31 protein-coding genes are annotated in these 25,548 nt (G+C 68.7%); 18 read left to right on the top strand and 13 right to left on the bottom strand.

Annotated features, from left to right (window positions below):
* Positions 1 to 102 precede the first annotated feature (102 nt).
* The 5 genes from M5C98_RS01305 to M5C98_RS01285 all read left to right on the top strand — a co-directional run bounded on the left by M5C98_RS01305 (position 103) and on the right by M5C98_RS01285 (position 4,334).
* On the top strand, positions 103 to 798 hold the full coding sequence (locus M5C98_RS01305) for a hypothetical protein (RefSeq protein WP_272550522.1): 696 nt from the start codon (positions 103 to 105) through the stop codon (positions 796 to 798).
* 51 nt (positions 799 to 849) lie between these two features.
* The gene (gene gap / locus M5C98_RS01300) at positions 850 to 1,851 is read left to right on the top strand and encodes a type I glyceraldehyde-3-phosphate dehydrogenase (protein WP_272550521.1); all 1,002 of its coding nucleotides are present in this window, start codon (positions 850 to 852) and stop codon (positions 1,849 to 1,851) included.
* Between the two features lie 318 nt (positions 1,852 to 2,169).
* Entirely contained in the window at positions 2,170 to 2,634 is a 465-nt protein-coding gene (locus tag M5C98_RS01295; protein WP_272550520.1) for a DUF4398 domain-containing protein, read from the top strand.
* Between the two features lie 105 nt (positions 2,635 to 2,739).
* Positions 2,740 to 3,642, top strand: a complete 903-nt coding sequence (locus tag M5C98_RS01290) for an OmpA family protein (RefSeq protein WP_272550519.1) — start codon at positions 2,740 to 2,742, stop codon at positions 3,640 to 3,642.
* A 134-nt stretch (positions 3,643 to 3,776) separates the two neighbouring features.
* Positions 3,777 to 4,334 carry a DUF924 family protein gene (locus M5C98_RS01285; RefSeq protein WP_272550518.1) on the top strand — a complete coding sequence of 186 codons (558 nt, stop codon included), beginning with the start codon at positions 3,777 to 3,779 and terminating at the stop codon, positions 4,332 to 4,334.
* 18 nt (positions 4,335 to 4,352) lie between these two features.
* Here M5C98_RS01285 and M5C98_RS01280 read toward each other — a convergent pair whose 3' ends face one another.
* Positions 4,353 to 4,766, bottom strand: a complete 414-nt coding sequence (locus M5C98_RS01280; RefSeq protein WP_272550517.1) for a VOC family protein — start codon at positions 4,764 to 4,766, stop codon at positions 4,353 to 4,355.
* A gap of 350 nt (positions 4,767 to 5,116) precedes the next feature.
* Between M5C98_RS01280 and M5C98_RS01275 the strand changes: the two genes are divergently transcribed.
* Positions 5,117 to 6,439 (top strand): putative DNA modification/repair radical SAM protein, encoded by a 1,323-nt coding sequence (locus M5C98_RS01275; protein WP_272550516.1) that lies wholly within the window; start codon positions 5,117 to 5,119, stop codon positions 6,437 to 6,439.
* Between the two features lie 6 nt (positions 6,440 to 6,445).
* On the top strand, positions 6,446 to 7,492 hold the full coding sequence (locus M5C98_RS01270; RefSeq protein ID WP_272550515.1) for a TIGR03915 family putative DNA repair protein: 1,047 nt from the start codon (positions 6,446 to 6,448) through the stop codon (positions 7,490 to 7,492).
* Between the two features lie 92 nt (positions 7,493 to 7,584).
* On the opposite strand, the gene M5C98_RS01265 is transcribed toward M5C98_RS01270, so the two are convergent.
* Positions 7,585 to 7,932 carry an HPF/RaiA family ribosome-associated protein gene (locus tag M5C98_RS01265; RefSeq protein ID WP_272550514.1) on the bottom strand — a complete coding sequence of 116 codons (348 nt, stop codon included), beginning with the start codon at positions 7,930 to 7,932 and terminating at the stop codon, positions 7,585 to 7,587.
* Positions 7,933 to 8,222: 290 nt separating this feature from the next.
* Here M5C98_RS01265 and M5C98_RS01260 point away from each other — a divergent pair, with 290 nt between their 5' ends.
* From M5C98_RS01260 to M5C98_RS01235, 6 genes are all read left to right on the top strand, one after another.
* On the top strand, positions 8,223 to 9,098 hold the full coding sequence (locus M5C98_RS01260) for a gamma-glutamyl-gamma-aminobutyrate hydrolase family protein (RefSeq protein ID WP_272550513.1): 876 nt from the start codon (positions 8,223 to 8,225) through the stop codon (positions 9,096 to 9,098).
* Between the two features lie 259 nt (positions 9,099 to 9,357).
* A complete protein-coding gene (locus tag M5C98_RS01255) occupies positions 9,358 to 9,999 on the top strand; it encodes a Csu type fimbrial protein (protein ID WP_272550512.1) in 642 nt (213 codons plus the stop codon).
* A gap of 51 nt (positions 10,000 to 10,050) precedes the next feature.
* Positions 10,051 to 10,674 carry a spore coat protein U domain-containing protein gene (locus M5C98_RS01250; protein ID WP_272550511.1) on the top strand — a complete coding sequence of 208 codons (624 nt, stop codon included), beginning with the start codon at positions 10,051 to 10,053 and terminating at the stop codon, positions 10,672 to 10,674.
* The gene (locus M5C98_RS01245) at positions 10,668 to 11,534 is read left to right on the top strand and encodes a fimbrial biogenesis chaperone (protein WP_272550510.1); all 867 of its coding nucleotides are present in this window, start codon (positions 10,668 to 10,670) and stop codon (positions 11,532 to 11,534) included. The genes M5C98_RS01250 and M5C98_RS01245 overlap by 7 nt, the downstream gene beginning before the upstream one ends.
* Positions 11,521 to 13,899 (top strand): fimbria/pilus outer membrane usher protein, encoded by a 2,379-nt coding sequence (locus M5C98_RS01240; protein ID WP_272550509.1) that lies wholly within the window; start codon positions 11,521 to 11,523, stop codon positions 13,897 to 13,899. Before M5C98_RS01245 ends, M5C98_RS01240 begins: the two co-directional genes overlap by 14 nt.
* Positions 13,896 to 14,900, top strand: coding sequence for a Csu type fimbrial protein (locus M5C98_RS01235; RefSeq protein WP_272550508.1), 1,005 nt, complete (start codon positions 13,896 to 13,898; stop codon positions 14,898 to 14,900). The genes M5C98_RS01240 and M5C98_RS01235 overlap by 4 nt, the downstream gene beginning before the upstream one ends.
* 103 nt (positions 14,901 to 15,003) lie before the next feature.
* Here the strand turns inward: M5C98_RS01235 and M5C98_RS01230 are convergent, their stop codons facing one another.
* Positions 15,004 to 15,474, bottom strand: coding sequence for an FKBP-type peptidyl-prolyl cis-trans isomerase (locus tag M5C98_RS01230; protein WP_272550507.1), 471 nt, complete (start codon positions 15,472 to 15,474; stop codon positions 15,004 to 15,006).
* On the opposite strand from M5C98_RS01230, the gene M5C98_RS01225 reads away from it, so the two are divergent.
* Positions 15,473 to 15,715, top strand: a complete 243-nt coding sequence (locus M5C98_RS01225) for a hypothetical protein (protein WP_272550506.1) — start codon at positions 15,473 to 15,475, stop codon at positions 15,713 to 15,715. The genes M5C98_RS01230 and M5C98_RS01225 overlap by 2 nt on opposite strands.
* Before the next feature lie 76 nt (positions 15,716 to 15,791).
* Here the strand turns inward: M5C98_RS01225 and M5C98_RS01220 are convergent, their stop codons facing one another.
* Both M5C98_RS01220 and M5C98_RS01215 read right to left on the bottom strand, forming a co-directional pair.
* Positions 15,792 to 16,256 (bottom strand): hypothetical protein, encoded by a 465-nt coding sequence (locus M5C98_RS01220; protein ID WP_272550504.1) that lies wholly within the window; start codon positions 16,254 to 16,256, stop codon positions 15,792 to 15,794.
* A gap of 92 nt (positions 16,257 to 16,348) precedes the next feature.
* Entirely contained in the window at positions 16,349 to 17,416 is a 1,068-nt protein-coding gene (locus tag M5C98_RS01215) for a pirin family protein (RefSeq protein WP_272550503.1), read from the bottom strand.
* On the opposite strand from M5C98_RS01215, the gene M5C98_RS01210 reads away from it, so the two are divergent.
* Positions 17,415 to 17,705, top strand: a complete 291-nt coding sequence (locus M5C98_RS01210) for a hypothetical protein (protein WP_272550501.1) — start codon at positions 17,415 to 17,417, stop codon at positions 17,703 to 17,705. The two genes, M5C98_RS01215 and M5C98_RS01210, sit on opposite strands and share 2 nt — an antisense overlap.
* A gap of 49 nt (positions 17,706 to 17,754) precedes the next feature.
* Here M5C98_RS01210 and M5C98_RS01205 read toward each other — a convergent pair whose 3' ends face one another.
* From M5C98_RS01205 to M5C98_RS01175, 7 genes are all read right to left on the bottom strand, one after another.
* Positions 17,755 to 17,943, bottom strand: a complete 189-nt coding sequence (locus tag M5C98_RS01205; protein ID WP_272550500.1) for a hypothetical protein — start codon at positions 17,941 to 17,943, stop codon at positions 17,755 to 17,757.
* Between the two features lie 298 nt (positions 17,944 to 18,241).
* Complete coding sequence (locus M5C98_RS01200) at positions 18,242 to 18,613, bottom strand: hypothetical protein (protein WP_272550499.1); 372 nt, start codon at positions 18,611 to 18,613, stop codon at positions 18,242 to 18,244.
* 113 nt (positions 18,614 to 18,726) lie between these two features.
* Positions 18,727 to 19,776 (bottom strand): SDR family oxidoreductase, encoded by a 1,050-nt coding sequence (locus tag M5C98_RS01195; protein ID WP_272550498.1) that lies wholly within the window; start codon positions 19,774 to 19,776, stop codon positions 18,727 to 18,729.
* Between the two features lie 278 nt (positions 19,777 to 20,054).
* Positions 20,055 to 20,306, bottom strand: coding sequence for a hypothetical protein (locus M5C98_RS01190; RefSeq protein WP_272550496.1), 252 nt, complete (start codon positions 20,304 to 20,306; stop codon positions 20,055 to 20,057).
* A 268-nt stretch (positions 20,307 to 20,574) separates the two neighbouring features.
* Positions 20,575 to 21,078, bottom strand: coding sequence for a DUF1439 domain-containing protein (locus tag M5C98_RS01185; protein WP_272550495.1), 504 nt, complete (start codon positions 21,076 to 21,078; stop codon positions 20,575 to 20,577).
* A 252-nt stretch (positions 21,079 to 21,330) separates the two neighbouring features.
* Positions 21,331 to 21,660 carry a hypothetical protein gene (locus M5C98_RS01180; RefSeq protein ID WP_272550494.1) on the bottom strand — a complete coding sequence of 110 codons (330 nt, stop codon included), beginning with the start codon at positions 21,658 to 21,660 and terminating at the stop codon, positions 21,331 to 21,333.
* A 293-nt stretch (positions 21,661 to 21,953) separates the two neighbouring features.
* Positions 21,954 to 22,829, bottom strand: a complete 876-nt coding sequence (locus M5C98_RS01175) for a PA4780 family RIO1-like protein kinase (RefSeq protein ID WP_272550492.1) — start codon at positions 22,827 to 22,829, stop codon at positions 21,954 to 21,956.
* Positions 22,830 to 22,984: 155 nt separating this feature from the next.
* Here M5C98_RS01175 and M5C98_RS01170 point away from each other — a divergent pair, with 155 nt between their 5' ends.
* Complete coding sequence (locus tag M5C98_RS01170) at positions 22,985 to 23,425, top strand: hypothetical protein (protein ID WP_272550491.1); 441 nt, start codon at positions 22,985 to 22,987, stop codon at positions 23,423 to 23,425.
* Between the two features lie 45 nt (positions 23,426 to 23,470).
* On the opposite strand, the gene M5C98_RS01165 is transcribed toward M5C98_RS01170, so the two are convergent.
* Complete coding sequence (locus M5C98_RS01165) at positions 23,471 to 24,043, bottom strand: hypothetical protein (protein ID WP_272550490.1); 573 nt, start codon at positions 24,041 to 24,043, stop codon at positions 23,471 to 23,473.
* Positions 24,044 to 24,284: 241 nt separating this feature from the next.
* Between M5C98_RS01165 and M5C98_RS01160 the strand changes: the two genes are divergently transcribed.
* Positions 24,285 to 24,896, top strand: coding sequence for a DNA-3-methyladenine glycosylase (locus M5C98_RS01160; RefSeq protein WP_272550488.1), 612 nt, complete (start codon positions 24,285 to 24,287; stop codon positions 24,894 to 24,896).
* Between the two features lie 90 nt (positions 24,897 to 24,986).
* Entirely contained in the window at positions 24,987 to 25,526 is a 540-nt protein-coding gene (locus tag M5C98_RS01155) for a hypothetical protein (RefSeq protein WP_272550486.1), read from the top strand.
* Positions 25,527 to 25,548: the final 22 nt, after the last annotated feature.

Genomic DNA, 25,548 nt, shown 5'->3' with positions numbered 1-25,548 from the left:
AGAATGAGTAAGCGCGAAGATATTGTGGATGGGAGCGAAGCCGCTGCGAAAGCGTATGGTCTCGTATACACATGCCATCTGGGCTGGCTGGACCTGGGCCACATGGACCCCAAATCCACCCGTGCGCACACGGGAGCTTCCGCGCTTTGGAAAGAAATCAATGCGGGAGGCCCGGATGTGCGGCACTGCCTGGGCGCCCATCGGCAGATCTGCACGCTGCCGGCGTTGTCGAATGTCTATCCTGCTGCGAAATTTCCCGACAAGTCTTCCACCGGCTTCAAGTTAACGTACAAGCAGGACATGGGTAAGCGCGTGTTCGGCGCCAACCTGTCTACAGGCGTGTCGCGGGAGTACATCGTGCGCCACAACCTGTCCACTGACGAAAAGAAATCCGTGGCGTTGGCGATCTTCATGGAAGTCAGCCTGGAATTCGAAAATTACCAGGAGTACTTTCCCAAGTTCATCACGGACAGCGGGTTCAGTCAGGAGGACCTGGTATCCAACCTGATCGGCTTTCACATCGCGGTCGGCACCGTGACCAAGTCGCAGGTGATTGCCATGGCCAAACCGGTTTCCAAAGCCACGGCTTTGGCCATCTGGGACCGCAACGGGGCCGTGGGCGCCAACAAGAACAGGGGCTTCAAGCCCATGCTCAGCCCGGATACCTCGGCGATGACCGACACGGCGTGCATCAACGAGTGCGGGGGCCTGACGCCCCGGGCACCGGATTTTCTGAAAAGCATTCTCCCGGCGAGAAAGGGCGAGCTTTTCATGAACAACGTACTGGGTGGCTCTTGATGTGCATTCAAGGCCTTTTATCAATCTTTTCTTTTTACTGAGGATAGTTCCATGACGATCAAGATTGGCATCAATGGCTTCGGCCGCATCGGCCGCATGGTGTTCCGCGCCGCCGTGCAGAACTTCTCCGACATCGAAGTCGTCGGCATCAACGACCTGCTGGAGCCCGATTACCTGGCGTACATGCTCCAGTACGACTCGGTCCATGGCCGATTCAAGGGCACCATCGCGGTGGAGGGCAACACCCTGGTCGTCAACGGCAAGAAGATCCGCCTCACGCAGGAACGCGACCCGGCGCAGCTCAAGTGGAACGAGGTCGGCGCGGACGTCGTGATCGAGGCCACGGGCCTGTTCCTGACCAAGGAAACGGCGCAAAAGCACATCGACGCGGGCGCGAAGAAGGTCATCCTGTCGGCACCGTCCAAGGACGACACGCCGATGTTCGTGCATGGCGTGAACTGCAACTCCTACGCCGGCCAGCCCATCATCTCCAACGCTTCGTGCACCACCAACTGCCTGGCCCCCGTGGCCAAGGTACTGAACGACAAGTGGGGCATCAAGCGCGGCCTGATGACCACCGTGCACGCCGCCACCGCAACGCAAAAGACCGTGGACGGCCCGTCCAACAAGGACTGGCGCGGCGGCCGCGGCATCCTGGAAAACATCATCCCCAGCTCCACCGGCGCCGCCAAGGCCGTGGGCGTGGTGATCCCGGCGCTCAACAAGAAGCTGACCGGCATGTCGTTCCGCGTGCCCACCTCCGACGTGTCGGTGGTGGACCTGACCGTCGAGCTGGAAAAGCCCGCCACGTACGCCGAGATCTGCGCTGAAATGAAGTCGCAGTCGGAAGGCGCGCTCAAGGGCATCCTGGGCTACACCGAAGACAAGGTGGTGGCGACCGACTTCCGCGGCGAGAGCTGCACCAGCGTGTTCGACGCCGATGCCGGCATCGCCCTCGACGACACCTTCGTGAAGATCGTGTCCTGGTACGACAACGAATGGGGCTACTCCAACAAGTGCCTGGACATGGTGCGCGTGGTGTCTTCCCGCTGAGACAGCGCCCGCTCGCCGGATCATTCGGAACGCGCCTTCGGGCGCGTTTTTCTTTGGGCGAGCGGTTTGCGCCGCCACCTGCCGCTTCGCCACCTCCTGTCGGCATGGACCTGGATGGCATCGCCAGGAACGCCCTCGCATCCGTTGCTTTCGGATGCATTGCTCACGTTTCGTCGGACATTCCCCACGCAGCCTGCTGCGATGGGCCTACGCCGGGCGGCAGGCCCAGCCCGAACAATCGGAACCCTGTCGCCAGGGGCTCCCATCACCGGGACCCGCCCCGAAGCGCCATTCCATCCCTGTCCGGAGAAAAACACCATGCCGACCTTCACCTTGATCCGAACTGCCACTGCCGTGCTGGCGCTGGGCGCGCTTGCCGCCTGCTCCTCCACCCCCAAACCCACCGAGCAGATGGCCGTGAGCCGCACTGCCGTGGACCGCGCGACCACCGCGCCCAAGGTGGCCGCCAACGCCCCTGTGGAACTGCAGAGCGCCCGTGACAAGTGGACCCAGGCCCAGCAGGCCCTGGACAGCAAGGACTACACGCGCGCCCGTCGTCTGGCCGCCGAAGCGGAAGCCGATGCCCGCGTGGCCGAGACGAAGGCCGAAGCCACGGACAACGCCGCCACGCTGCAGCAGGTCAAGACCAGCATCCAGTCGCTGCAGGAAGAAATCACGCGCCGCGCGCCTGCGGCCCCAGGCGCCATGCCACCGCCCCCTCCCATGCCAGCGCCCATGTCGGCCCCCGCACCCATGCCCGGTGCCATGCCTCCAGCCCGCTGAGGCCCCCGGGCCTTCGGGCCCGCACCACCGCCTCCATGACCGGCCGCTGACACCGACGTTCCACCGCGGGGCGGCCGCCCTGAACCCGATTTGAAGGACCCCACCATGCAGTCATCCAACCTCCGCCGAACCTCCACCCTGGCAGCCGCGCTGCTCGCCGCCGGCCTGCTGGCCGCCTGCGCATCGCCGGGCCCGCTGCCTGCCGTCGAGCAGGCCCGCTCTGCCGTGAACCGCGCCGCCACCGATCCGGCCGTGAACCAATACGCCCAGCTCGAACTGAAGGCCGCCACCGACACGCTGGCCCGTGCCGACCACGTGCTGCGCGATGAAAAGGACGAGTCCGAAGCCAATCACCTGGCCTACCTGGCCACGCAGCGCGCCGCCATCGCCACCAACACCGCCCAGGCCCGCCGCCTGGACAACGAGATCAAGCAGGCCGGCAGCGAGACCGACCGCCTGCGCCTGGAAGCGCGTACCCGCGAAGCTGATGCCTCGGCCCGCAATGCACAAGTCGCCCAAGCCCGCGCCATGACGGCCGAGCAACTGGCGGCGCAGCAGCAGGCCCAAGCCCGCGCTGCGCAAGACCGCGTGCGCCAGCTGGAAGCGCAGCTGCGCGACATCGAAGGCCAGCAAACCGAGCGTGGCCTGCTGGTCACGCTGGGCGATGTGCTGTTCGCGTTCAACAAGGCCGACCTGTCGGCGCAGGCCGCCCCGCGCCTGGACAAGCTGGCCAACTTCCTCAAGCAATTCCCCGAGCGCAAGCTGCTGATCGAGGGCTACACGGACAGCGTGGGCTCGGACAGCTACAACCAGGAACTGTCGGAACGCCGCGCCCAGGCCGTGCGTGACGCGCTGGTGCAGCGCGGCGTGGACACCAGCCGCATCACGGCACGCGGCTACGGCAAGTCGTACCCCGTGGCCGAGAACGGCTCGCCCGAAGGCCGCGCCATGAACCGCCGCGTCGAGATCGTGATCGCCGACGCACAGGGCAACCTCAAGGGCCGTTAAAGTCCGTTCGATCTGCGGGGGCGGCCGTTGAACCGGCCACCTCTCGCACCGACCGCCGCCGCGCCTGCATCTGCCGGGCACGGCGGCTTTCTTTCGTCTTGGCTGTCGCTCAACCCCGTCTGGATCGATCCCTCATGACCTCTGCCCTGCCCGATGCCGCACGCCACGTGCTGACCTTCTGGTTCGAAGAAAGCACGCCCCAGCAATGGTTCGCCAAGGACGACACGTTCGACGCCGCCATCCGCAAGCGCTTCGCCGATCTGCACCACGAAGCGGCCCAGGCAGCGCTGTGGGCATGGCGCGCCACGCCCCAGGGCCGGCTGGCAGAGGTGATCGTGCTGGACCAGTTCTCGCGCAACCTGCACCGCGCCAGCGCGCAGGCGTTCGCGCAGGACGGCATGGCCTTGGTGCTGGCGCAGGAAGCCATCGCCGCACGGGCAGACGCGGTCTTGCCAGAGGCATGGCGCGCTTTTCTCTACATGCCTTACATGCACAGCGAGTCCGCCGCCGTGCAGGCGCAATCGGTCGCGCTGTTCACGCAATTGGGTCATGCCAACAACCTGGACTTCGCGGTGCGCCACCGCGACATCGTGGCGCGCTTCAGCCGTTTTCCGCACCGCAACGCCGTGCTGGGGCGCACTTCGACGCCCGAGGAAACCGCCTTTTTGCGAGAACCCGGCAGCGCGTTCTGACCTTTCGGCGGGGTGGGGTCAGGACTCGCTCGGCGGGATGGCGCCAGGCTCCATGAACATGACCTCCCACAGGTGGCCGTCCGGGTCCTCGAAGCCGTGCTGGTACATGAAGCCGTGGTCCTGCGCCGCGCGCGGCGCCTTGCCGCCGGCGGCCACTGCCTGGCGCACGATATCGTCCACGTCCGCCCGGCTGTCGCGCGACAGGCAGATCAGCACTTCGGTGGACCCATGCGCATCGCTCACGGGCTTGTCGGTGAAGGTCTGGAAGAACGGCTGGGTGAGCAGCATGACGAAGCTGTGCTCGCCCACGATCATGCAAGTGGCCTTGTCGTCGGTGAAGCGCGGATCGAAGCGAAACCCCAGCGCGGTGAAGAACGCGACGGACCGGGACAGGTCCTGGATGGGCAGGTTCACGAACATCTGGGTGGGCATGCAAGTCTCCAGCAAGGCGCCCCCGAAGGCGGAGGCACGCAGATAAGGCCGATCGAAACGGACCCGTGGCGATGGGGGTACGCCGCTCGCAGACCATAGCCGAGACGGGAGACAGCGTCCACATCCGACAAACCCGCATGGCCTGCTCCTTTGCCGACGCCACACCGGATCGCGAGGCCACGGTGGCTGGCCGGTGGAAAAAGGCCTGCGAGCCGCAGGCCTTTCGCGCTTGCAGCCACCAGAGTGAAATTGGCCTCCAGCGCATATTCTTCTAGGGCAATTCGCTATATTTTTAATAGCAAACTGGAATTTGCATTGCCCATCGCCGCCAGTCACTGTAAATTCATACAGTGCTTATCCACTCCAAACTCGCCATCCTGGCCGACGCCGCCAAGTACGACGCCTCGTGCGCATCGAGCGGCGCGGCGCCGCGCAACTCGGTGGGCGGGCGCGGCATCGGCTCCACCGAAGGCTCGGGCATCTGCCACAGCTACGCGCCGGATGGGCGCTGCATCTCGCTGCTCAAGATCCTGCTCACCAACTTCTGCCTGTACGACTGCCTTTATTGCGTGAACCGGGTGAGCAGCAACGTGCAGCGCGCGCGCTTCACGGTGCAGGAGGTCGTGGACCTGACGCTCGACTTCTACCGGCGCAACTGCATCGAGGGGCTGTTCCTGTCCAGCGGCATCATCCAGAACCCCGACTACACCATGGAGCTGGTGGTGGAGGTGGCCCGGGTGCTGCGCGAGGACCACGACTTTCGCGGCTACATCCACTTGAAGACCATTCCCGATGCCTCGCCCGAACTGATGCAGCGCGCCGGCCGCTATGCCGACCGCCTGAGCATCAACGTGGAGCTGCCCACGCCAGAGGGCCTGGCGGCGCTGGCGCCCGAGAAGGACGGTGCCGCCATCCGCCGCTCGATGGCGCGCATGGCCGGGCACATCGCCGATGCGAAGCAGGCCCGGCGCGAACAGAAGGGCGCCGCGCAGGTCGTCTCGCTGCCGGGCCGCACGCGGCGGGCCGCTGCACCGGCATTCGCGCCCGGTGGCCAGAGCACCCAGATGATCGTGGGCGCGGACGCCACGGACGACCGCACCATCCTGGCCACCAGCGCGCAGCTGTATGGCGGCTTTCGCCTGCGGCGCGTGTACTACTCGGCATTCAGCCCCATTCCGGACGCCTCGCGCGCGCTGCCGCTGGCCGCCCCGCCCATGGTGCGCGAACATCGGCTGTACCAGGCCGACTGGCTCATGCGCTTTTACGGTTTCGCGCATGAAGAGATCGTGCCCGCGCGCCAGGGGGGCATGCTGTCGCTGGACATGGACCCCAAGCTCGCCTGGGCCATCGCGCACCCGGAGCGCTTTCCGGTCAACCTCAACACCGCCCCGCGCGAGATGCTGCTGCGCGTGCCGGGGCTGGGCGTGGGCTCGGTGGACCGGCTGCTCGCCTCGCGGCGCGTGCGTCGCGTGCGGCATGCCGACCTGTCGCGGCTGCGCGTGCCGCTCAAGAAAGTGCTGCCCTTCGTCGAGACGGTGGACCACCGGCCGGGACGCATCCTCGATTCGGCGCACCTGCAGGCGTTCTTTGCCACGCCGGCGCGGCCGGCCGCATCCGACACGGGCTCGAGGGCGCCCCTGGCACAGCCCGTGCAGGCCTCGCTTTTTGGCTGACGGGCGATGCCGCTTCACCCCGCGACTGCGCACGCCGCGCCCGGTGACTGGGCAGGAAGGAATGCCGCCATTCCAACGGCATCGGCATCGGCAACGGCAACGTCTGCACCAGGCCCCGATGCGGTCGCAGTCACCACCATCACCCTGGGCCACGCCACCGACTGGGCAGGCTTTCGCGCGGCGGCGCGCACGCTGCTGCACAGCGGCTGCGCACCGCAGCAGGTGCAATGGTTCACAAAGGCGGATGCGGCGCAAGACCTCTTCGCCGATGCGCCCGATGGCTCCAGCCCGCCGGCGAGCGAGCGGCCCGCAGCGGATGGCGCCACGCCACCGCCTGAGGCGCCCGGTCCGCCGGAGACACCCGACACGCCGGCCCATCCGCCCACGGCCCGCGTGCCCCGCGAATTCCTGCAGCAGTGCGAGCGCGTGGTGCTGCACCGCGACCCGGGGCGCTTTGCGCTGATGTACCGGCTGCTGTGGCGGCTCGCGCACGAACCGGGCCTGCGCCACGACCCGCTGGACCCCGACCGGCTGCGGCTGCAACACCTGGAGCGGGCCGTGAAGCGCGACATGCACAAGATGCGCGCCTTCGTGCGGTTCCGGCCCGTGACCGAGCCCGACGGGGGCACGCTGCACATCGCCTGGTTCGAGCCGGACCACTGGATCACCGAGGCCAATGCGCCGTTCTTCGCGCGCCGCTTCACCCAGATGCGGTGGGCCATCCTCACGCCGGACGCCAGCGTGCACTGGGACGGCAAAGCCCTGCACAGGGGACCGGCGGCGCAGCGCAGCGATGCGCCGCCGCCGGATGCGGGCGAGGCGCTGTGGCTCACCTACTACCGGAACATCTTCAACCCCGCGCGCCTCAAGCTGGACATGATGCGTAAGGAGATGCCCACGCGCTACTGGAAGAACCTGCCCGAGGCCACGCTGATCGGCGAACTCGCCCAAACGGCCCACGCACGCAGCACGCGCATGGTGGAGGCGCCCGGCACCCTGCCGCGCCGGCGCATCGCAGGCGCGGGCCGCGCGGCCACAGAGCCGCCAGAATGAAAAAAGCCCCGCGAAAGCGGGGCGGCGGCCTGCGGCCTCGGGGCGCGCATGCAGGGGCCTGGACAGCCCTGCGCGCCAAGGCCCGGCGATGGTTACTCGGTCGCGGTGCGGATGGTCTCGCGGCCGTGGCGGTCCTTGAGGCGACCCAGGTCGGTGTCGAGGGCACGGGCCGCTTTTTCCACCGCGCTGGTGAAGGCATCGGCCAGCTTGTCGGCGTCGGCGCTGGCGGCGATGGGTGGGCGGCCCGCAGCGCGGGCTTCGACCACGCAGCGCTTGTCGGCAGCGCCGGACTTGCCGGCGTCCACGTCGGACAGGAAGACCTCCACCCGGGTCAGGTGGTCGCGAAAGCGTGCAAGCCGGCTGTTGGTTTCGTCATGGACCCACTGGGCCAGCGATTCGCCGCCCTGGATGTAGTCGTCGGTGTGCACCTGTACTTGCATAACGTTGCTCCTTTTTTCCAATGGCGCCCGGCAGGGGCCGGGCAAGAGAGAAGGCGGGGTCCGGTGCGTGGAATGCCGCATCCGGCTACCACCCGGAGGCATCGTCGCACAGTGTGGCGCCGGGGCCCAGCAATGCCTGAGCGCCGCATGCTGTCGGGCAGGCGCCCATGGCGGGAGCGGCCGGTTCCTACAGCGAGCACCGGGGGCGGGTGATACAACCTTTGGATGCCCTTTGCCCTGACTTCCGGCGCGCCGCACCGCCGTCGCCTCTCCTTCGAGGACCGCTGAGCATGTCCTCTACCTCCAAGCGCCTCAAGATCGGCCTGTCCGCCTGTTTTTCCCACGCGGACCCGGCCCGCTCGCTGTTCACCAACAAGACGCTGCAGTACGTGGAGCAGTCCATCGCGCACTGGATCATGTCCGCCGGCGCGATGGTGGTGATGGTGCCCTGCCCCACGGGCGAGACCGCGCGCGGCGACGTCACGCTGGCGCACTACGCGGACTGGCTCGATGGCGTAGTGATGCACGGCGGCTCGGACGTCTGGCCCGGCACGTATGGCGAGGTGCCGCTCAAGGACGCCTGGCTGGGCGACCGCATCCGCGACCTGTACGACCTGGCCGTGGTCGAGGCGTTCGAGCAGGCCGGCAAGCCCATCTTCGGCGTGTGCCGGGGGCTGCAACTGATCAACGTGGCCTTCGGCGGCACGCTCTACCAGGACATCGAAACCCAGCACCCCGGCGCCCAGCAGCACCGCAACGCCGTCACCTACGACCAGCATTTCCACGAGGTGGAGCTGGTGCCCGGCACCCGCCTGTCGCAGATGTACCCGAACCAGGAGCGCGTGGTGGTCAACAGCATCCACCACCAGGGCATCAAGAACCTCGCGCCGGGCTTCGAGATCGAGGCCTGGAGCCACCCGGACGGCGTGCCCGAGGCGATCCGCCGGCGGCCGCAGCGTGGGCGCGGCTACATCGCCGCCACGCAGTGGCACCCGGAATTCTTCAAGCCCGGCTCATCGCAGACCATGGACGATGCGCCCATCCTGGACGACTTTCTGGCCGCCTGCTCGCGCTCCAAAGTGCGCCCGCTGCCGGGCCACAGCCCCTTTCAGATCCGCGATCGCGCCGCCCGGCTGCTGCGCCAGGCCCTTTTGCTGCGCCGGTAAGCCAGTGCGGCAGCTGCGCTCCAGCCTCCCAAACTCATAGCAGCCCAACCAAGCGGTACGACGGCACACAGGCTTTTTCGCATTGCAACAATCAAGGAGCGGTTTTCCGGAGAATTGTTTCCAGTTGTTAACGATACGAAGCCAATGCATGTAAGTGTGTAATAAATGTGTCTGGAGACAGTGCAGCTTGGAGAGCTGCACAGGGCGACGACCCACTGTCCCATCGAATTTTTCTTCCTGCAACGAATAGGGGAAAGCGATGCAAACGAGACCGTCCACCGCAGGCGCAACGCCGTGCGCACACCACACCACCACGCCCACCAGACAGCGCTTGCGCGCTGTGCCCGCTGCCGCGGCGTTCTCGGGCCTGGCCTTCCTTTGCGGGTTCGGCCCTGCGGCAGCAGACACCCTCACCGGCAACCTGCAGGCCACCATGCGCATCAGCACGGGCTGCGTCATCTCGGGCAGCTCGGGTGGACAGTCGGGGGTGAGCTTCGGCACGCTGGACTTCGGCACCCAGCCCGCGACGTTCTCGGGCACCGTGAGCGCGGCCCCCACGGGCGGCGCCGGCGGGGCGGGCACCACGCAGATCCTGTGCTCGCCCGAGATCACCGTCATCAGCGTGACGGTGGGCGGCGGGCTGCATGCCGGCCAGGGCGCCGGGGTGGGCGTGGGCACGCGGGCGATGAATTCCGCCGCGGCCTACATCCCCTACGAGGTCTATCAGGACGCGAGCCACACCACGCCCTACCCGCTCAATACGCCGGTGGCCAACGTGGCGATTCCCACGGCGGGCGCGGCGTTCAACTTGCCCATCTACGGACAGGTCAACAAGACGGGTAGCCAGTCGCTGCCTTTCGGGGCTTACACCGACACGCTCGGCGTCACGCTGACGTTCTGACCGCTCGGCGGCCGGCCACGTGCCCGGCCCGCCCGCGCCCGGAGGAAATCCATGATGCAAGCCATCGGACGGCACGGGCCCCCGCTCGTCCTGAAAGACCCTGCCCCCCTTTTCAGCCTGCCCCGTGCCGATGCGGCGCCTGCATGGGCCGCCTTGCCAGCGGCCGCGATCGCGGCGCTGTCGCTTTGCCTGCCCGACCCCGCCCATGCCGCCACGCCCATCGCCACCACGGCCACGATCCCCGTGAGCGCCACGGTGACGCGCGGCTGCCAGATCTCGGGCAGCGCGCAGACCACCGGGCTGTCGTTCGGCCTGATCGATTTCGGCGTGCATTCGCCCGTGCGCACCGGCACGCACAGCGTGATGGCCACGGGCGGCCCGGGCATGCAGGCCCAGGTGCTGTGCACACCAGGCACCACGCTGCAGGTGACGGTCGGCAGCGGCCTGCATGCCAGCGGCGCGCAGCGCCGGCTCTCCAACGGCTCGCAGTTCATTCCCTATGCGCTCACGCTGATGGCGACCGGCTCGCCCGCCCTGCTGCCCAACGTGGCGGCGAACATGGCGCTGGGGGCCACGCCCACGGCCCTGCCCATCCAGGCCACGGCGACGTTCCCGGGCACCGGGCTCGGTGCCGGCACCTACACCGACACCGTGCAGGTGACCCTGTCGTGGTGATACTCAACCCCCTCCACGCACTGGCCCGGGCGCTGGCCCTGGCCTGCCTGTGCGGCATCGGCCCGGGAACCGCGCCGGCGCACGCGGCCACGCCGATCATGATCTGGCCCGTGGACCCGGTCATCGCCGGCCCCCAGCGCGCGGTGGCGCTGTGGCTGGAGAACCGGGGCGCCGAGCCCGTGTCGATGCAGGTGCGGGTGTTCCAGTGGCGCCAGGCCGAAGGGCAGGACAAGTTCGAGGCGCAGCGCGAGGTGGTGGCCAGCCCGCCCATCAGCCACATTCCGCCGGGCCAGCGCCAGATGGTGCGTCTGCTGTCCACGCAGCCGGTGCCGGCGCGGGTGGAGCAGGCCTACCGCGTGCTGGTGGACGAACTGCCCGCCGCCGCGCCCTCGGACGCCCCGGCGCCGCCAGCGCCTGCCGCGCCCACCGCCCCCTCGGCCGGCGCCTCCCGCACGCCGCAGGCGCTTCCCAGCGACGCGGCGGTGGCCGTGCGCCTGCAGATCCGCTATGCGATCCCGCTCTTCGTCTATGGCCCGGACACGCTGCCGCAGCGCCTGGCCGACGCCCGGTCGCTGGTCGATGGCACGGCCGTTCTCGCCCCCGACCTGTCCTGGGGCATCGCGCGCGCGGGCAGCGCCAGCCAGGTCGTGGTGCACAACCAGGGCACGTCGCACGCGCGCATCACCTCCGTCGCCTGGACGCGCAGCGGCAGCCCCGCAGCGCCGCCCAAGGACGTGCTGAACTACGTGCTGCCCCATGGCCAGATGCCGCTGGACCTGGTGGCGCCGCCCTCACCCGACCACAGCCTGACGGTGACGGTCAACGGGCGCGAAGCCCAATTGCCCCGTGCATCGCAATGAACCGCGCCCTTCTCCGCTGCGCGCCCGCATCGCCCGGTGGGGGGTGCTGGTGGCGTGCCTGCCGCGGCTGCTCAGCGCCAGCGACTACCCGGTGCCGGACGCGAGCGCCAACGCCTACTCGACCCTCACGCTGTTCCTGGAACTGGTCGTCAACGGCAAGACCACCGGCGAAGTCGTCAAGGTGCTGCAAAGCGGCACCCGCTACGAGATCGACGCGCAGACCCTGCGCGAATTCCACGTGCAGACCCCGGAGCCGGACGGCGCCCCCGTGGCCGTGGACAGCCTGCCCGGCGTCTCGGCCCAGTACGACAGCCTGGGCCAGCGCCTGCTCCTGCAGGTGCCGCCCGAGTGGCTGCCGATGCAGGACCTGGCCGACCACAGCCGCACGCAGCTGCCGCTGGGCGGGGGCAGCGGCCTGCTGTTCAACTACGATGCCTACGCCATGACCACGCAGGGACGCACCACGTCGTCGGTCTGGTCCGAGGCCCGGTACTTCGGCACGCCCGGCGTGGTGTCCAGCACCGGCATCTTCCGGCACGGCTCCACCGGCATGTCCACCGGCTACGTGCGCTACGACACGCAGTGGACCCGCCCCGAAACGCAAGAGGCCACGCAGACCGTGTACGGCGACCTCATCACCGGCTCGCTGCAGTGGAGCACGCCGGTGCGGATGGGCGGCGTGCAATGGTCCCGCAACTTCACCATCCGGCCCGACCTGGTGACCTATCCGCTGCCCGCCTTCTCGGGCCAGGCGGCCGTGCCTTCGGCGGTGGACGTGTTCATCAACGGCTTCCGTGCGGCCAACCGGGCCGTGGCGCCGGGCCCGTTCACGCTGGGCGAGCTGCCCACGGTGAACGGATCGGGCACGGCCTCGGTGGTGACCACCGATGCGCTCGGGCGGCAGGTGCTGACCTCGGTGCCGTTCTACGTCAACACGCAGTTGCTGCGCCCGGGCTGGACCGACTATTCGGTGTCGCTCGGGGCCCTGCGCCGCGCCTATGGTTTTCGCAGCCTGTCGTATGGCCGGCCGCTGGCCTCGGGCGTGTACCGCCAGGGCGTCACCGAAGCGTTCACCGTCGAAACCCAGGCGCAGGCGGGCCGCGGGCTGAGCGTGGTGGGCGCAGGCGGGCTGCTGCGGCTGGGGCTGCTGGGGGTGGCCAATGCCTCCGTCACGCGCGGGCAGGCGCAGCGCGACCGCAGCGGCTGGCAACTCGGCCTGGGCTACCAGTTCCAGAGTACGCGCGGCGGCATCTCGATGCAGCAGCTGCAGCGCACGCCCGGCTACGGCGATGCCAGCACCTATGCCGACGACGGCTTTCAACTGCCGCGCCGCACGCGGCAGCTCGATGCCAGCCTGAACGTGGCGCGCGGCTCGTTCAGCGTGGGCTGGGTGGACCTGCAAAGCCGCGAGGGCCAGCGCAGTCGGCTGGCCTACGCCGGCTACAGCACGCCGCTCGGGGACCGCAGCTACCTGTCGTTCACCGCCGGGCGCACGCTGGAGACGGGCCAGACGCAGATGCGCCTGCAGCTCACCTACATCCTCGGGCCGCAATCGAGCGCGCAGACCGCCGTGGCCCGCTACGGCGACGGCACGCTCCAGGCGCAGGCCAGCGTGCAGCGCACCGTGCCATCGGACGGCGGCTTCGGCTGGAACGTGGGGCACACGGTGGGCGGCCAGGCGAACCGCTACAGCCAGGCCTCGGCGCTCTACCGCGGCGACACCATGACGGTGCAGGGCGGCGCCTACGGCATGGCCGGCCACGGCACGCGCTTTGCGGGCGCGGCCGGCTCGATCGGACTGATGGACGGCTACGCGTTCGCCTCCAACCGCATCAGCGACGGCTTCGCGCTGGTGTCCACGGACGGCATGGCGGACGTGCCCGTGCTGTTCAACCACCAGCGGGTGGGCCGCACCAACGCCCGCGGCTATTTGCTGGTGCCCGAGGTGCCGGCCTACTACGAAGGCCGCTACGAGATCGACCCGCTGTCGCTGCCGGCGGACGTGCACACGCCCAGCCTGGAAAAGCGCGTGGCGGTGGCCCGCGGCACCGGCACCCTGGTGCGGCTGCCGGTGATGCGCATGCGCACCGCCACCATCACGCTGGTGGACAGCCGGGGCGCACCGCTGCCGGCCGGCACCGCCGTGGTCCACGAGCAGGGCAACGTGCCCACGGTGGTCGGCTGGGACGGCGTGGTGTACCTCACCGCGCTGCAGGCCCGCAACACGCTGGTGGCGCGCCTGCCGGACGGAGAGGTGTGCCGCGGCGCGTTCAGCGAGCAGGCCTATGCCGGCACCCGCGACCTGCGCGTGGTGTGCCGCACGGGCGACGCGCCGGCCGACGCCGCCCCGGAGATGCAATCGTGACCTCGGCCAGCTGCCGGCCCTCTCCCATCGCCTGGGTGGCCGGGGCCGTGCGCACCCTGCTCGCCCTGGCGGCCCTGGGAGCGGGCGCGCCGGCATTCGCCGCCGTCTGCAGCTACGCGGAAACCGGCGCCTCGCTGGGCACGGCGTCCTCGTTCGCCGTGCGCGACAGCAGCCTGACCACGCCGGGCAGCTTTTCCATCACCTGCGGCTCCGGGCTGCTGTCGCTGCTGTCCACCGACAGCCTGCTGCGCGCCACGCTCACCAGCGACAACGGCTTCTTGCTGCGCAACATCAGCGACAGCACCAAGACCATCGGCTACCAGGCGGGCAACGGCAGCGGGCTCACCTATTCGTCGGGCCTGCTGGTGATCAACGCCACCGGGGCCAACATCCTCACCCTGCTGCCCAACCGCAAGGCCACCGTGCCGCTGCAGATCGCCACGCTGAACGCCAACGTCCCGGCCGGCACCTACCGCGACACGCTGCGGTTGGCCTGGACCTACAACCTGTGCGACGGGCTCGGCCTGATCAGCACCTGCCTGGGCACGGTGTACGCAGGCACCGCCACGCGCACCGTGACGGTGGAGCTGCAGGTGAGCAACGACTGCCTCATCACGCCCGGGGCCATCAACTTCGGCAGCGCCGCGCTGCCCACGGGCTTCGGCGAGGCCGCATCGCAGGTGGCGATGGTGTGCACCACCGGCATGGTCTATACCGTGGGCCTGGGGCCCGGCAGCAACCCGAGCGGCGGGCGGCGCCAGATGGCCAACGGCAGCAACCGGCTGGCCTACGACATCTTCTTCGGCGCGGGCACCACGCCCTGGGGCACGGCTGCAGGCTCGCGCGTGTCCAGCAGCCAGGCCACGTCCGGGCCGGCCGGCGGCATCGCCAACGGCACGGCATCGCACGTCTTTCCGTACCGCGCCCGGGTGTACCCCGACCAGGTGGCGCCGGTGGAGGGCACCTACCTGGACAACGTCGTGGTGGACGTGCAGTTCTGACCGGGCGCGCATTCAGCGCCTGGAGCAAAAAAGGCTTCCAGCGCAATCAACACTAGGGCATGTCGCTATATTTTTTATAGCAATACGCCCATGGCCATGCCGTTCAATGGTGGTGGCCGTGCCCGCCGTGCACGTGGCGGTGCACCACTTCTTCGGACGACGCGGGCCGCACCTCGGTCACCTTGCAGGAAAAGCGCAGCGCCTGACCGGCCAGCGGGTGGTTGCCATCCAGGTGCACCTCGGGGCCCTTGATCTTGACAACGTTGAACACGTGCTCGCGCCCGTCGTTGCCTGCGCCGCGCAGCTGGCCGCCCACCTTCACGCCGGGTGGGAACTCGCTCTTGGGGATGGTGCGCACCAGGCTCTCGTCGCGCTCGCCGAAGGCCTCGGCGGCGGTCAGGTCCAGCGTGGCGGCAAAGCCCGTGGCCTGGCCGTCCAGCGCGGCCTCCACTTTAGGAAAAATGCCTTCGTAGCCGCCATGCAGATAAGCCATGTGGCCGGAATCGAGCGGCTTGCCCTGCGGCGTGGTGACCTTGTAGCTCAAGGTGACGGCGGTGTCTTTGGAGATGTTCATGGAGAGAGGGTTCGGACAGGTCGGTGGATCGGTCGAAGCCGGACGGCGCGCGCCCGGCGGTGCAGGCCTGCATTGTCGAACAACGCGCGCCATGGGTGCCCGCAGCCACATCGCTCGGAAAGCGGCCTCGCAGCAGTTCCCCGATTGCACGAACGGCTACTTTTTCTGCCTGAACTTCGGTTTTCCCGCCTTGCTGACAAGCAATGCCACGACGACGACGACCATGAGCAAAAATGCGTAGTGGCCCAGAAACTGGAAAGCGCCCCAGGCGAGCACCGCCAACACGATGCAAAGCAGCAGGAATAGAAGGCTATTCATCACGCATAACTGAAATTGGCCGGAGCGATTCTGGCTTGCATTCCAAAGCGTGCCCGGCCCGGATGGTTTTTCTGAATGACCTGGGGGTTGTTCGCATAGAAAGCGGCCAGCCCATCGAACTCCAGCTTGTTCTGGCGAGCCATCACGAACAGATCGGACATGCGCGATCCACAGCCGAGAGAGCGCCCCGCGGCCACCGCGATGCTGCCGATGGCCGCTCCGGTGTACGCGGAGGCCCCGATGGAGGCAGCCACCGCCAGCTTTTCCAGACCCACAGTGGCGCCGACCAGTTCAGCCATCGTGGCACCTTTGCCCAAAGTAGCCAAAGTCCCCACCATCGTCGAGGCCGTGCTGAGGGCTGTGTTGTACGTATCGAACAGCGTTGAAGGCACGGGCAATCCCAAGTCTTGCATGTTCTCGTTGAAGTATTTTTTGAAATCGCCCGAGGTGTAGCACTGCCCCATTGATTGACTCCAGTACTGAGGGAGCGCAAATACTAGTCGGGCCTCTCCACCCCACGGCAATAACCATTTGCACACAAAAAATGACAGTCCGATTACCCGGCCGATGGCAATCCCACGGCCACCGGCGCCGGCACCTCCGGCGGCGCCCCGCCGGGCCGCTGCGCGAACCGGCCCGCGTCCGGCCCGTGCACCGGCGCCGCATCGCCCCACGGCCAGCCGCCGAAGCCGGTGCGGCGGTAGTCGGCCAGGGCCTCGGCGATTTCCTGCTGCGTGTTCATCACGAAGGGGCCGTACTGCACCACCGGCTCGGCCAGGGGCCGGCCCTGCAGCAGCAGGAATTCGGCATCGGCCGTGCCGCCGTTGTGCAGTTCCACTGCCTCGCCCGCACGCAGCTCCAGCGCGGCGTGGTCCACCGGCTGGCCGGCCAGCGTGACGCCGCTGCCGGCAAAAAAGTACAGCATGCGCCGCGTGCCCTGGCCCGTGGCGGCGGGCAGCGCAAAGCGCGCGCCAGTCTCCAGGCGCAGCGTCCAGATGGCCACGTCGGCCTCGGCCTGCGCGGCCCACGATCCCGGCGGGGGCGCCAGCGGCGCGGCCTTGCCCAGCCGGCCGGCCACCACGGCCACGTGGGTGGCGCCGCCGCCGTCCGTTCCCGGCTCCACCACGCGCGGAATGTCGCCGGCCCAGAACATGGTGAAGTGCGGATCGACCCGCTTGGAGCGCGCGGGCAGGTTGAGCCAGATCTGGAACAGCTCCAGCGGGTTGGGCGCCGTGCGGTCCAGCAGCGGGAACATCTCGGAATGCACCACGCCGTCACCGGCGGTGAGCCACTGCACGTCGCCCTGGCCGAAGCGGGCGGCCGCTCCCAGCGAATCGGCATGGTCGATGAGGCCCTTGCGCACGATGGTCACGGTCTCGAACCCGCGATGGGGGTGCGGCGGAAACCCGGGCACCACGTCGCCGTGGTACATGCTCCAGCCGTCCCGGCCCGAAAAATCCTGGCCGATCTGCCGGCCGTTCAGGGGGGCATCAGGCCCCAGCTCGGCATTGCCGGGCGGGTAGGCGTCGTCGTGGTGGGCGCAGAACAGGAACGGGTCCAGCGTGGGCCAAAGCGCGCCCAGGGGCTGGGTGTTCAGGATCGGGGTGTCGGCAACGGCTGGCATGGAAAGCTCCTGGGTGGCGCCGCGCGTGGCCCCTGCGGCCGGCGTGCGGCACCGGGGTGCGGCCAGCGTGGCGCGGGCCATGCGGCGGCATGGTCTGTCACTGCACATGGGGGCGACCGGCGGCGCTGCAACGCGGGCGCGGCAGGACGGACTGGTGCAGGGATGGAACAGTGGCCTGCGCGCAGGCCGCGCAGGCCGCGCAGCAGGGAGGGACCAGCCGCACTGCCGTGCCATCCCGATCCGGCATTTCAAGGCAAAACCGGCCCATGCCGGCGCATTGCATGCCTGAAGTGCTATTAATTCAATAGCAAATCACCCCGGCGCGGCCGGCAAGCCACTCAATCCTGCAGCGGCTGGTTCAGCTCCGTGCGCCAGGCGGCCGGGTCCGAGCCGGTCTCGGGCCCCGTCAGGTAGCACTCCCACAGCTCGTTCGTGGGCGTGAGGCCCTCGCCCTCGATCCATTGCAGGAAATCGCCCCAGGCGCCGGCCAGGTCTTCGTAGCGGCCGCGGTGCACCGTGCGGGCCACTCGCCGGGCTGCATGCGGCCGTGCGGGCCGATGGACGAAGCCAGGGGGACGCTGATCTCGAAGTCGAAGGTGTCCGTGGGCCGGCGCCGGTGGTGGGTGAACCACGGGCCCGCAGGCGCGGCGCCCTGGGCGGCGATGGCATCCATCAGGTCGCGCACGCCCTGGCCCATGACCTGCTGGATTTCCTCGCGGGTGCAGGTGACGTGGATGAACGCCGTGGGGCGGGCGGGAAGTTCAGCGATGTGGGGCGTGTCGATCATGGGTCCGCCGTGGTCGTTGGGCAGTGGATGGCGAACGGCTAAATGTCCGCGGAAATGGCCGGCTCGCCGTGGCCCAGCGCGTCCAGGCTGACCTGGATCTGCGGCATGTCGCTGAGGTCCGGGCTGCGGCCCTCGGACAGATCCTCGAGCGCGGTGAACTGGCCGTCCAGATACAGGAAGGTGACAGTACCGGCGATGTCCGCCAGCGCGTCCTCGGGGCTGGGAAAACCGTCGCGCGACACCTGGTCGCCGCCGTCCAGCGCATAGCCGTAGTGGCCCTGGGCTTCTTTCAGCTCGCCCAGGTCGATGAGCTTGTCGCGCACGTTGCTGGCGTACACGCGGCCACCGGCCGCATAGAGCGTGAAGGTCTGCGCGGCGCGCGCGGCCTGGGAGAGCGAGGAAGCGGTCATGGACTCATCCTTTCAGTTCAAACGAAACAGGCTGCGGCCCATGGGCCCCCTGCGCAGCAGGGCCGGCCATGCCGCTCGCGCGCCCGCAGACGCCGCGCAGTGGTGCCCCATGCCTAGGGCTTCGGACGGGTGCCGTCGCCTTCGGTCTCGCGCGTGGCCAGCCACCAGCCGCAGACCAGGCCCGCCACGCCGAGCGCCGCCACGGCGGCCAGCCGGCTGTCGCGGTGATCGCGGTGGCCGCCGTCGATGGCGGCGCCGCGCGAGGGCTTGAACAGGTTGCCTTCGGACGGGGGCACTTCACGCGCGCGCCGCAGCGCCGCGTCGGTCAGCCAGCGCATCGCGCGGCCCACGCTGGCCGGCGCCAGCGCGTGGGCGATGCGGCCGGGCAGCGCGGGCGCGCCGAGCCAGGTCACATCGCGCGGGCGGGTGGACAGGCCCACGATGGCGTCGGCCACGCGGCGCGGGTCCACCATGGGCAGCGGCGGGCGGATGCTGCGGCCCGTGTAGTTGGCGCCGTGCGAGAGGCCCGGCGAATCGACGAAGGTGGGTGCCACGTCGCACACATGCACGTGGGGCAGGTCGGACACCTCGGCGCGCAGGCTTTCCGACAGCCCGCGCAGGCCGAATTTGCTGGCGGTGTACGCGGCGGCATACGGCGCAGGCACCCAGCCGCCCATCGAGATCAGGTTGACCAGCGTGCCGCGGCCGCGTTCGCGAAAATGCGGCAGCACGACGTGCGCGCCGTGCAGGTGGCCCAGCAGGTTGGCCTCCAGCACGCGGCGGTGCGCGGCCACGGGCACGTCTTCGAAGCGGCCCACGGCGCCCACGCCCACGCTGTTCACCCACACGTCGATGTGGCCGAAGTGGCGCAGCGCCTTGGCCCGCAGGGCCTGCACGGCCTGGGGATCGGTCACGTCGGTGGGAACGCCGATGGCGGTGCCGCCTTCGGCCCGGCAGGCCAGCGCCACCGCCGACAGGGTGCCGGCATCGCGCGAGGCCAGCACGATGCACGCGCCGCGCCGGGCGAAGGCCAGCGCCGTGGCGTGCCCGATGCCGCTGGAGGCGCCCGTGATGACGACGACGGTGCGCTCGGGCAACGGCGCGGCCGTGGCCTCGTTGGCAGACGGTTCGGGATCGGGGGTCGGGGAGCGGGCAAAGAGCATGGGGCCGGGATTCCTTGGGATCGTCGTTGCTGCGAACGGCGCGGGCGCCTGAATGCAACGATGACCCCAGGCGCGAAGGCGCCGCCTTCCAGAGCCGGTTTTAGCCGCCGTTCGCAGGTCCGGGCGTAGGACGGTGCCGGAAAGCCGGCTGTGCGCGCCATCCAGCTCGCCCCGAATTACCAGCCCCAGGGGCTTGCAGCGCAATATCCACTAGGGCATATAGCTATTCAATTGATAGCAATTCTGAGCCAATGAATTGCCTGCTCGGTGGCCGGCCTTCAGCGCCCCACCACCGACCAGCCGGCGCGCTGGTCGGTCTTGTCGTTCTCGTATTCCCACGCCGTGCCGCAGCGGTCGCACTGGTAGCGGGTGATGGTGACCAGGCCGTGGTCGCGCTCTTCCTTGCGGTTGCCGCGCTGCACCAGCTCGGCATGGCCGGGCGCGCGGCGCCAGTTGCGCTGGATGCCGGCGCAGGCGTCGCACAGCTCCATCTTCTTCAATTCGCTCTGTCGAGCCGGGTCCTGGGTCATGGGTTTTCTGCCGCGTTGGGGATCGAGGGGCCGCGGGCGCGCAAAGGCCGGGGCCGAAGGGCGCCATGGGGGCGAGGGCCGCTACTTTAACCAACGGGGCCGCCATGGGCCAACGCACCATGGCGCCCGGGCACGGGCCGATGGGGATTGCGTCGCGGGGTGGGAGGTCGATCCCGCGCGGGGCACCGCGCCAGCAGGGGCGGAAACGAATGCATTGCAGCCGAAGCGAAAGACGGCATGTGCGGCATGCGCGGGCACCTCACATGCGCTATGGCGCCGCCTTGGGCGCAAACCGAACGACCAGCCCCCTGTCCGTCACCGTGATGCTGCTGGGCTGCATGCCCAGGCCATCCGGCACGGCCAGGTCCTGCGGGCGCAACTGGTGCAGCACCACCTCGCTCAGCGTCTGCTGCGCCAGTTGCGGACCATAGATGTCGAGCATGTCGGCGGCCTGGGGCTGCAGGCCCTCCAGGCGCAGCGCGTTCACGTGCAACTGGTGCGCGCGGATCGTGCGGTCCGACGGCTCGTAGCGCAGCGCAAAGTCCACATCGAACGCACCGGCGTAGCGGCGCTGCAGCAGCGGGCCGGAAGCGGTCACGTCCATGTCTGCGTTCAGGCGGTTTTGCTGCGGCAGCAGCCGCAGCCTCGGGGCCTGCACATCCAGATTCATCAGGCCGCCCAGCGCATAGCGGCGCGGAAACTTCTCGGCCACGGCGCCCTGCATCTGCTCGGCGGAAATCGTGTAGCTCTGCGCCCAGGCCCGGGGCGCCATGGCGCAGGCCGCGAGCGCGAGAGCCGCGCAGAGCGCAAGGAAAGCGCCGCGGGGCACGGCGCGCACAGGGTGCGCAATCGAACAAGAAGAAACCATCGTGGCTGACACCCTATGTGCGGAAAAGAAAAGACCGGCAACGGCAGTGAATGACCCCGCAAGAGCCGCCCGGTTCCCTGCCGATTCCCTGCCCGTGCGGGCAGGCGCTGCCAGGCACGGCATCGGCCAAGGCAGCCCGAGGAAGCCGCGGGCCCCTCAGCCCCACCAGCGTGGCCACCAGGGCCGCTGGTGGCCTTCCGCGGCTTCGGCCGCATCGCCCAGCGGCACCGGGGCAGACAGGGCGGCCGCCGCCTGCACATCCGCCTGCGCGCGAAGGGCATCCAGGGCATCGAGGCACCGCCATGCGGCGCGCTCGCGGGCGAGGGCCAGGTGGCCGACGCAGAAATAGGCCAGCCCTTGCGGTGGCCCGCCGGGGTCGGGCAGCGCGTGGTTGTCGTGGTCGGCAAAGGCGACCCAGTCGCCGTAAGCGCCTTCGGCCGCATCGGCCGTGCGCTGGCCGCAGATCGCGCAGGCGGCGGGCGTCATCGGTGCGGATCCGGCAGTGTCATCGCCAAAGGCACGGCAGGGCCGTGCGCGGGTTTGGTGGCTTTCCCCATGGCTGTGTGCTCCTGTGGTGTCCGGCGACCTTGCCCGGCTGGCGATTTTGCGGGGCAAACCGCATGCCTGGGGGCCTGTTTTGTGAAGGTTTGTGAGCCCGGCGCGCCCACCGCCGCGCGTCGGGCCTCGCATCCGTCAGGCCACCGTCCTGAGCCGCCCCGGGGGCGAGCAAAGCCGCTCAACCATCACGGCCCCACCCCCCGCCCCCCTCTGTCCACGACCTACCCGCCCGCCATGCGCAGCCGGCGCGCCGCGTCCTCGGCCCGCGCGTCGTCGATCTCGCGCATCACCGCATGCAGGTCCACATCCGCGTGGCGCCGCTCGTAGCGGCCCGTGAGCGGGGTCTCGTTCGTGAGTTGGCCGCTCTGGTACAGGGTCCAGATCTCGGGGCCATACTCGGTGGCGCGCAACTCGGGGGCGAACTGGCCGAAAAAATCGCGCAGATTGGCCACGTCGCGCAGCAGCATGCGCGGCGCATGGTTGTTGCCCGCCGCGTCCACGGCCTGTGGCAGGTCGATGATGACCGGGCCCTCGGCGCCTTCATCCGCATCAGCGCCAGGGATGTGCGCCAGCAGGATGTTGAACTCGGACAAATCCCCGTGCACCACGCCCGCGCACAGCATGCGCACCACTTCGGCGATCAGCGTGGCATGGTGCGCCCGCGCCTGCTCGGGCGTGAACGCCACGTCGTTCAGGCGCGGCGCCGCATCGCCATGGGCATCGGTCACCAGTTCCATCAGCAGCACGCCTTCGTGGAAATTGAACGGCTGCGGCACCCGCACGCCCGCAGCCGCCAGCCGGTAGAGCGCATCGACCTCGGCGCTCTGCCACGCCGCCTCTTGCTCCTGCCGGCCGAACTTGCTGCCCTTGGCCATGGCCCGGGCCGAGCGCGAATTCTTCACCCGGCGGTTCTCGGTGTAATCCACTGCCTGCCGAAAACTGCGGTGCGTGGCCTCTTTGTAGATCTTGGCGCAGCGCGTTTCGTCGCCGCAGCGCACCACGTACACCATGGCTTCCTTGCCGCTCATGAGCTGACGCACCACGGTGTCGATGAGGCCTTCCTCGATGAGGGACTGGAGTCTGGGGGGAGCTTTCATCGGGATATTTTGCGCCCGGAAAAGACCGCCTATCCTCCTGCCCTGGCCTCATCCATGAAGCAACCCAGCCGCACATGATCTTCAGCGCAAAGAAACCCCGGCTTTCCGTGGGCGGTCAGCCCCGGGCCCACCGAAGTTCCGACCATGGCATGGCAATGAACCGCGTCATCTGGGGGTTGGCATTGGCGCTGAGCGGGCTGAACGCGGCAGGCGCCAGCGCCGGCGTTCAGCACTCTGCCGGTGCGCCCCAGGCCATCGGCCACCTTTCCTTCATCCGCATTGCCAATGGCGCGGCCAAAAGCGTGGAAGGCGGAAATTCAAATTGCACGAACCTCGCCATCGACTCCCGCCGCGTGGAATATTTTTGGCAGCATGCCGTGCGCAGTGCCCGGTACAACTATCGCCAGAGCCTGGACCAAGGCGACTGCCAAGCCGAAGCGCAAATTCAATTCCAGAACCGGAAAAAAGGCCGTTTGTCGCTGGACAACGCGACAGGCTGGGGGGTTCTGCAAATTCAACAGACCACGTACTACCTTTACTGCGACTCGTGTGAAGACCTCATGGGCCCGGAATTCACGTTTCCTACTGCCAAGTAGCACACAGCCTGCCTGCATCTGTCTCACAGCGAGGCAGATGAGTCATCAGCCCCCGGCGCCGGCCCACACCGGATTGAGCAACCGTTCCAGCCGCTGGTGCGAGGCCTCTACACGCTGCAGCGTGGCATCGGCCAACGCAGGCGTCATGACGATGCGCTTGCCGTCTGCGTCGAACGGCTTGCCGCGCGAGATCGGCACCAGCGAGGCGCGAAACGCCTTGTCCTTGGCCAGCACGTCATCGGGCGACAGGTTGCGCGCTTTCAGCATTGCCAGACGGTCTTTCAGGGCCGATTCGTAGCGCGGATTCACCACGGGCTTGCGCTGTTTCATGCTGGCCTGGTAGCTCAGCGCCGTTGCCCGCTCGAACTCGATCGAATTGCGCATCGCCGCAGCCAAACGGTCTTGCGCGGCCTCGGTGGCGGCGGCATCGGAGACGTCCACGCCTGCCCAGAAATCGCGGTGCACCTGCTCGGTCAGCACGGCATCCTCCTTGAACATGGACATCAGCAAGGCCTGCCGCTTGGCGCTCAGTTCCGCCGCCCACGGGGCGCTCGCCAGCAGGCAGGAAAGGACCAGCGCAAAGCAGGTGCGAAGCCATCGGTGGGACGGGAGATTCATGGGCATGCCTTCGTTTTCAGTTCGTTGGATAGAGGAAGTTGCTGCCTGGCATGGCGAAACGCCAATCGGGCAGTACGATCGACCCGCCAGTATCGCCGTGGCTTCCGCGCCGTTGGCGGCACGTGGATGATGACCCGCACCGCAGTCCGCCATGGACCCGCCGACGCCGACAGCATGCCCCATCCGCGCCTTGCCAAAGGGCACCACCGGCACCCGCCGCTCCTGTCTTAGCATCGCGCCCATGCCCCATGCCCTGCCCCTGATCCCCGCCGACATCGATTTCACCGCGGCGGCGCATGAAGTAGCGCGCCGGCTCATCGGCGTGACGCTGCTGATCGACGGCGTGGGCGGCCGCATTGTGGAAACCGAGGCCTACGACCAGCTCGACCCTGCATCGCACACCTTCGGCGGCCCCACGGCCCGCAACGCGGCCATGTTCGGCCCGCCGGGTTGCGCGTATGTGTACCGCTCGTACGGCCTTCACTGGTGCGTCAACACCGTGTGCCGCGAAGCGGGCCATGGCGCCGGCGTGCTACTGCGCGCCATCGAACCCACCCACGGGCTGGACACCATGCGCGAGCGCCGCGGCCTGCAAGACGTGCGCCTGCTGTGCGCGGGCCCTGGCCGCCTGGCGCAGGCGCTGGGCATCGACGCGCGCCTCAATGGCAAGCCGCTGCATCTGCCGCCGTTTGCGCTGCTGCAGATTGCGGCGGCAGGCCAGCCGGCGCCCCAAGTGGCGGCCGGCCCACGCATCGGCATTTCCAAGGCGGCGGATGTGCCCTGGCGGTTCGGCGAAAAGGGCTCGCGGTTTTTGAGCCGGCCGTTCGACTTGGCGGCGAAAGGCCCAGGTTAACCACCGAAGGGCCCGTGCTCGTCTTGGTCAACCCAAGCATCGCGCCCCAACGCGAACCGGAGCCAAAATCAACTTCAAAAGAGACGGCCTATGGCAACGAGAAACACGATGACGGGGCGCCCGGCCCCAATGCGATGGCTCGCGTGGGCAGCCATGGCAACGCTGGCCCATTCCGCACTCGCAGGGCAACCCGCACCACCCGTTGCGCCGCCAACGATGGAGTCTGCAGCCGCGGCGCCCGCAGCCGCACCCGAGTTGGACGAAGACCAGCGCCGGATGGCAGCCCGCGACTATGCCATCGGCCCGGTTCGCCGCATCACCCTTTCAAGCCCCCGGTTCTTCGACGCCGAGGGAAAGCCTTGCGCGGCCGATCCGGCGCCGGCCCGGGTCACGGAGCGGTACGTGCGCAACTTTCTGCGGCAAGCCATTCCCGTTTCACAGGTGGCGGTGATGAACGACTACGGCTCGTTCGGGGAATGCACGAGCGACAACGTGGACGTGCGATTCACGGATGGCCGGCAGGTGCGCCTCTCGTTCGCGGCGGACAGTGGCGTGGGCTATCTATCGCCCGTGGTCAAGGGCAAGGAAGAAGACGTTTACTTCTACTACTGCGAGGCTTGCAAGCGTTGAAGGGAAGGGATCTGACTTGTAT

The sequence above is a fragment of the Acidovorax sp. NCPPB 3576 genome, from assembly GCF_028473605.1.
Classification (GTDB): domain Bacteria; phylum Pseudomonadota; class Gammaproteobacteria; order Burkholderiales; family Burkholderiaceae_C; genus Paracidovorax.
The sequence above is the reverse complement of the archived record's forward strand: the minus strand, read 5'-3'. Positions and strand labels throughout refer to the sequence as shown.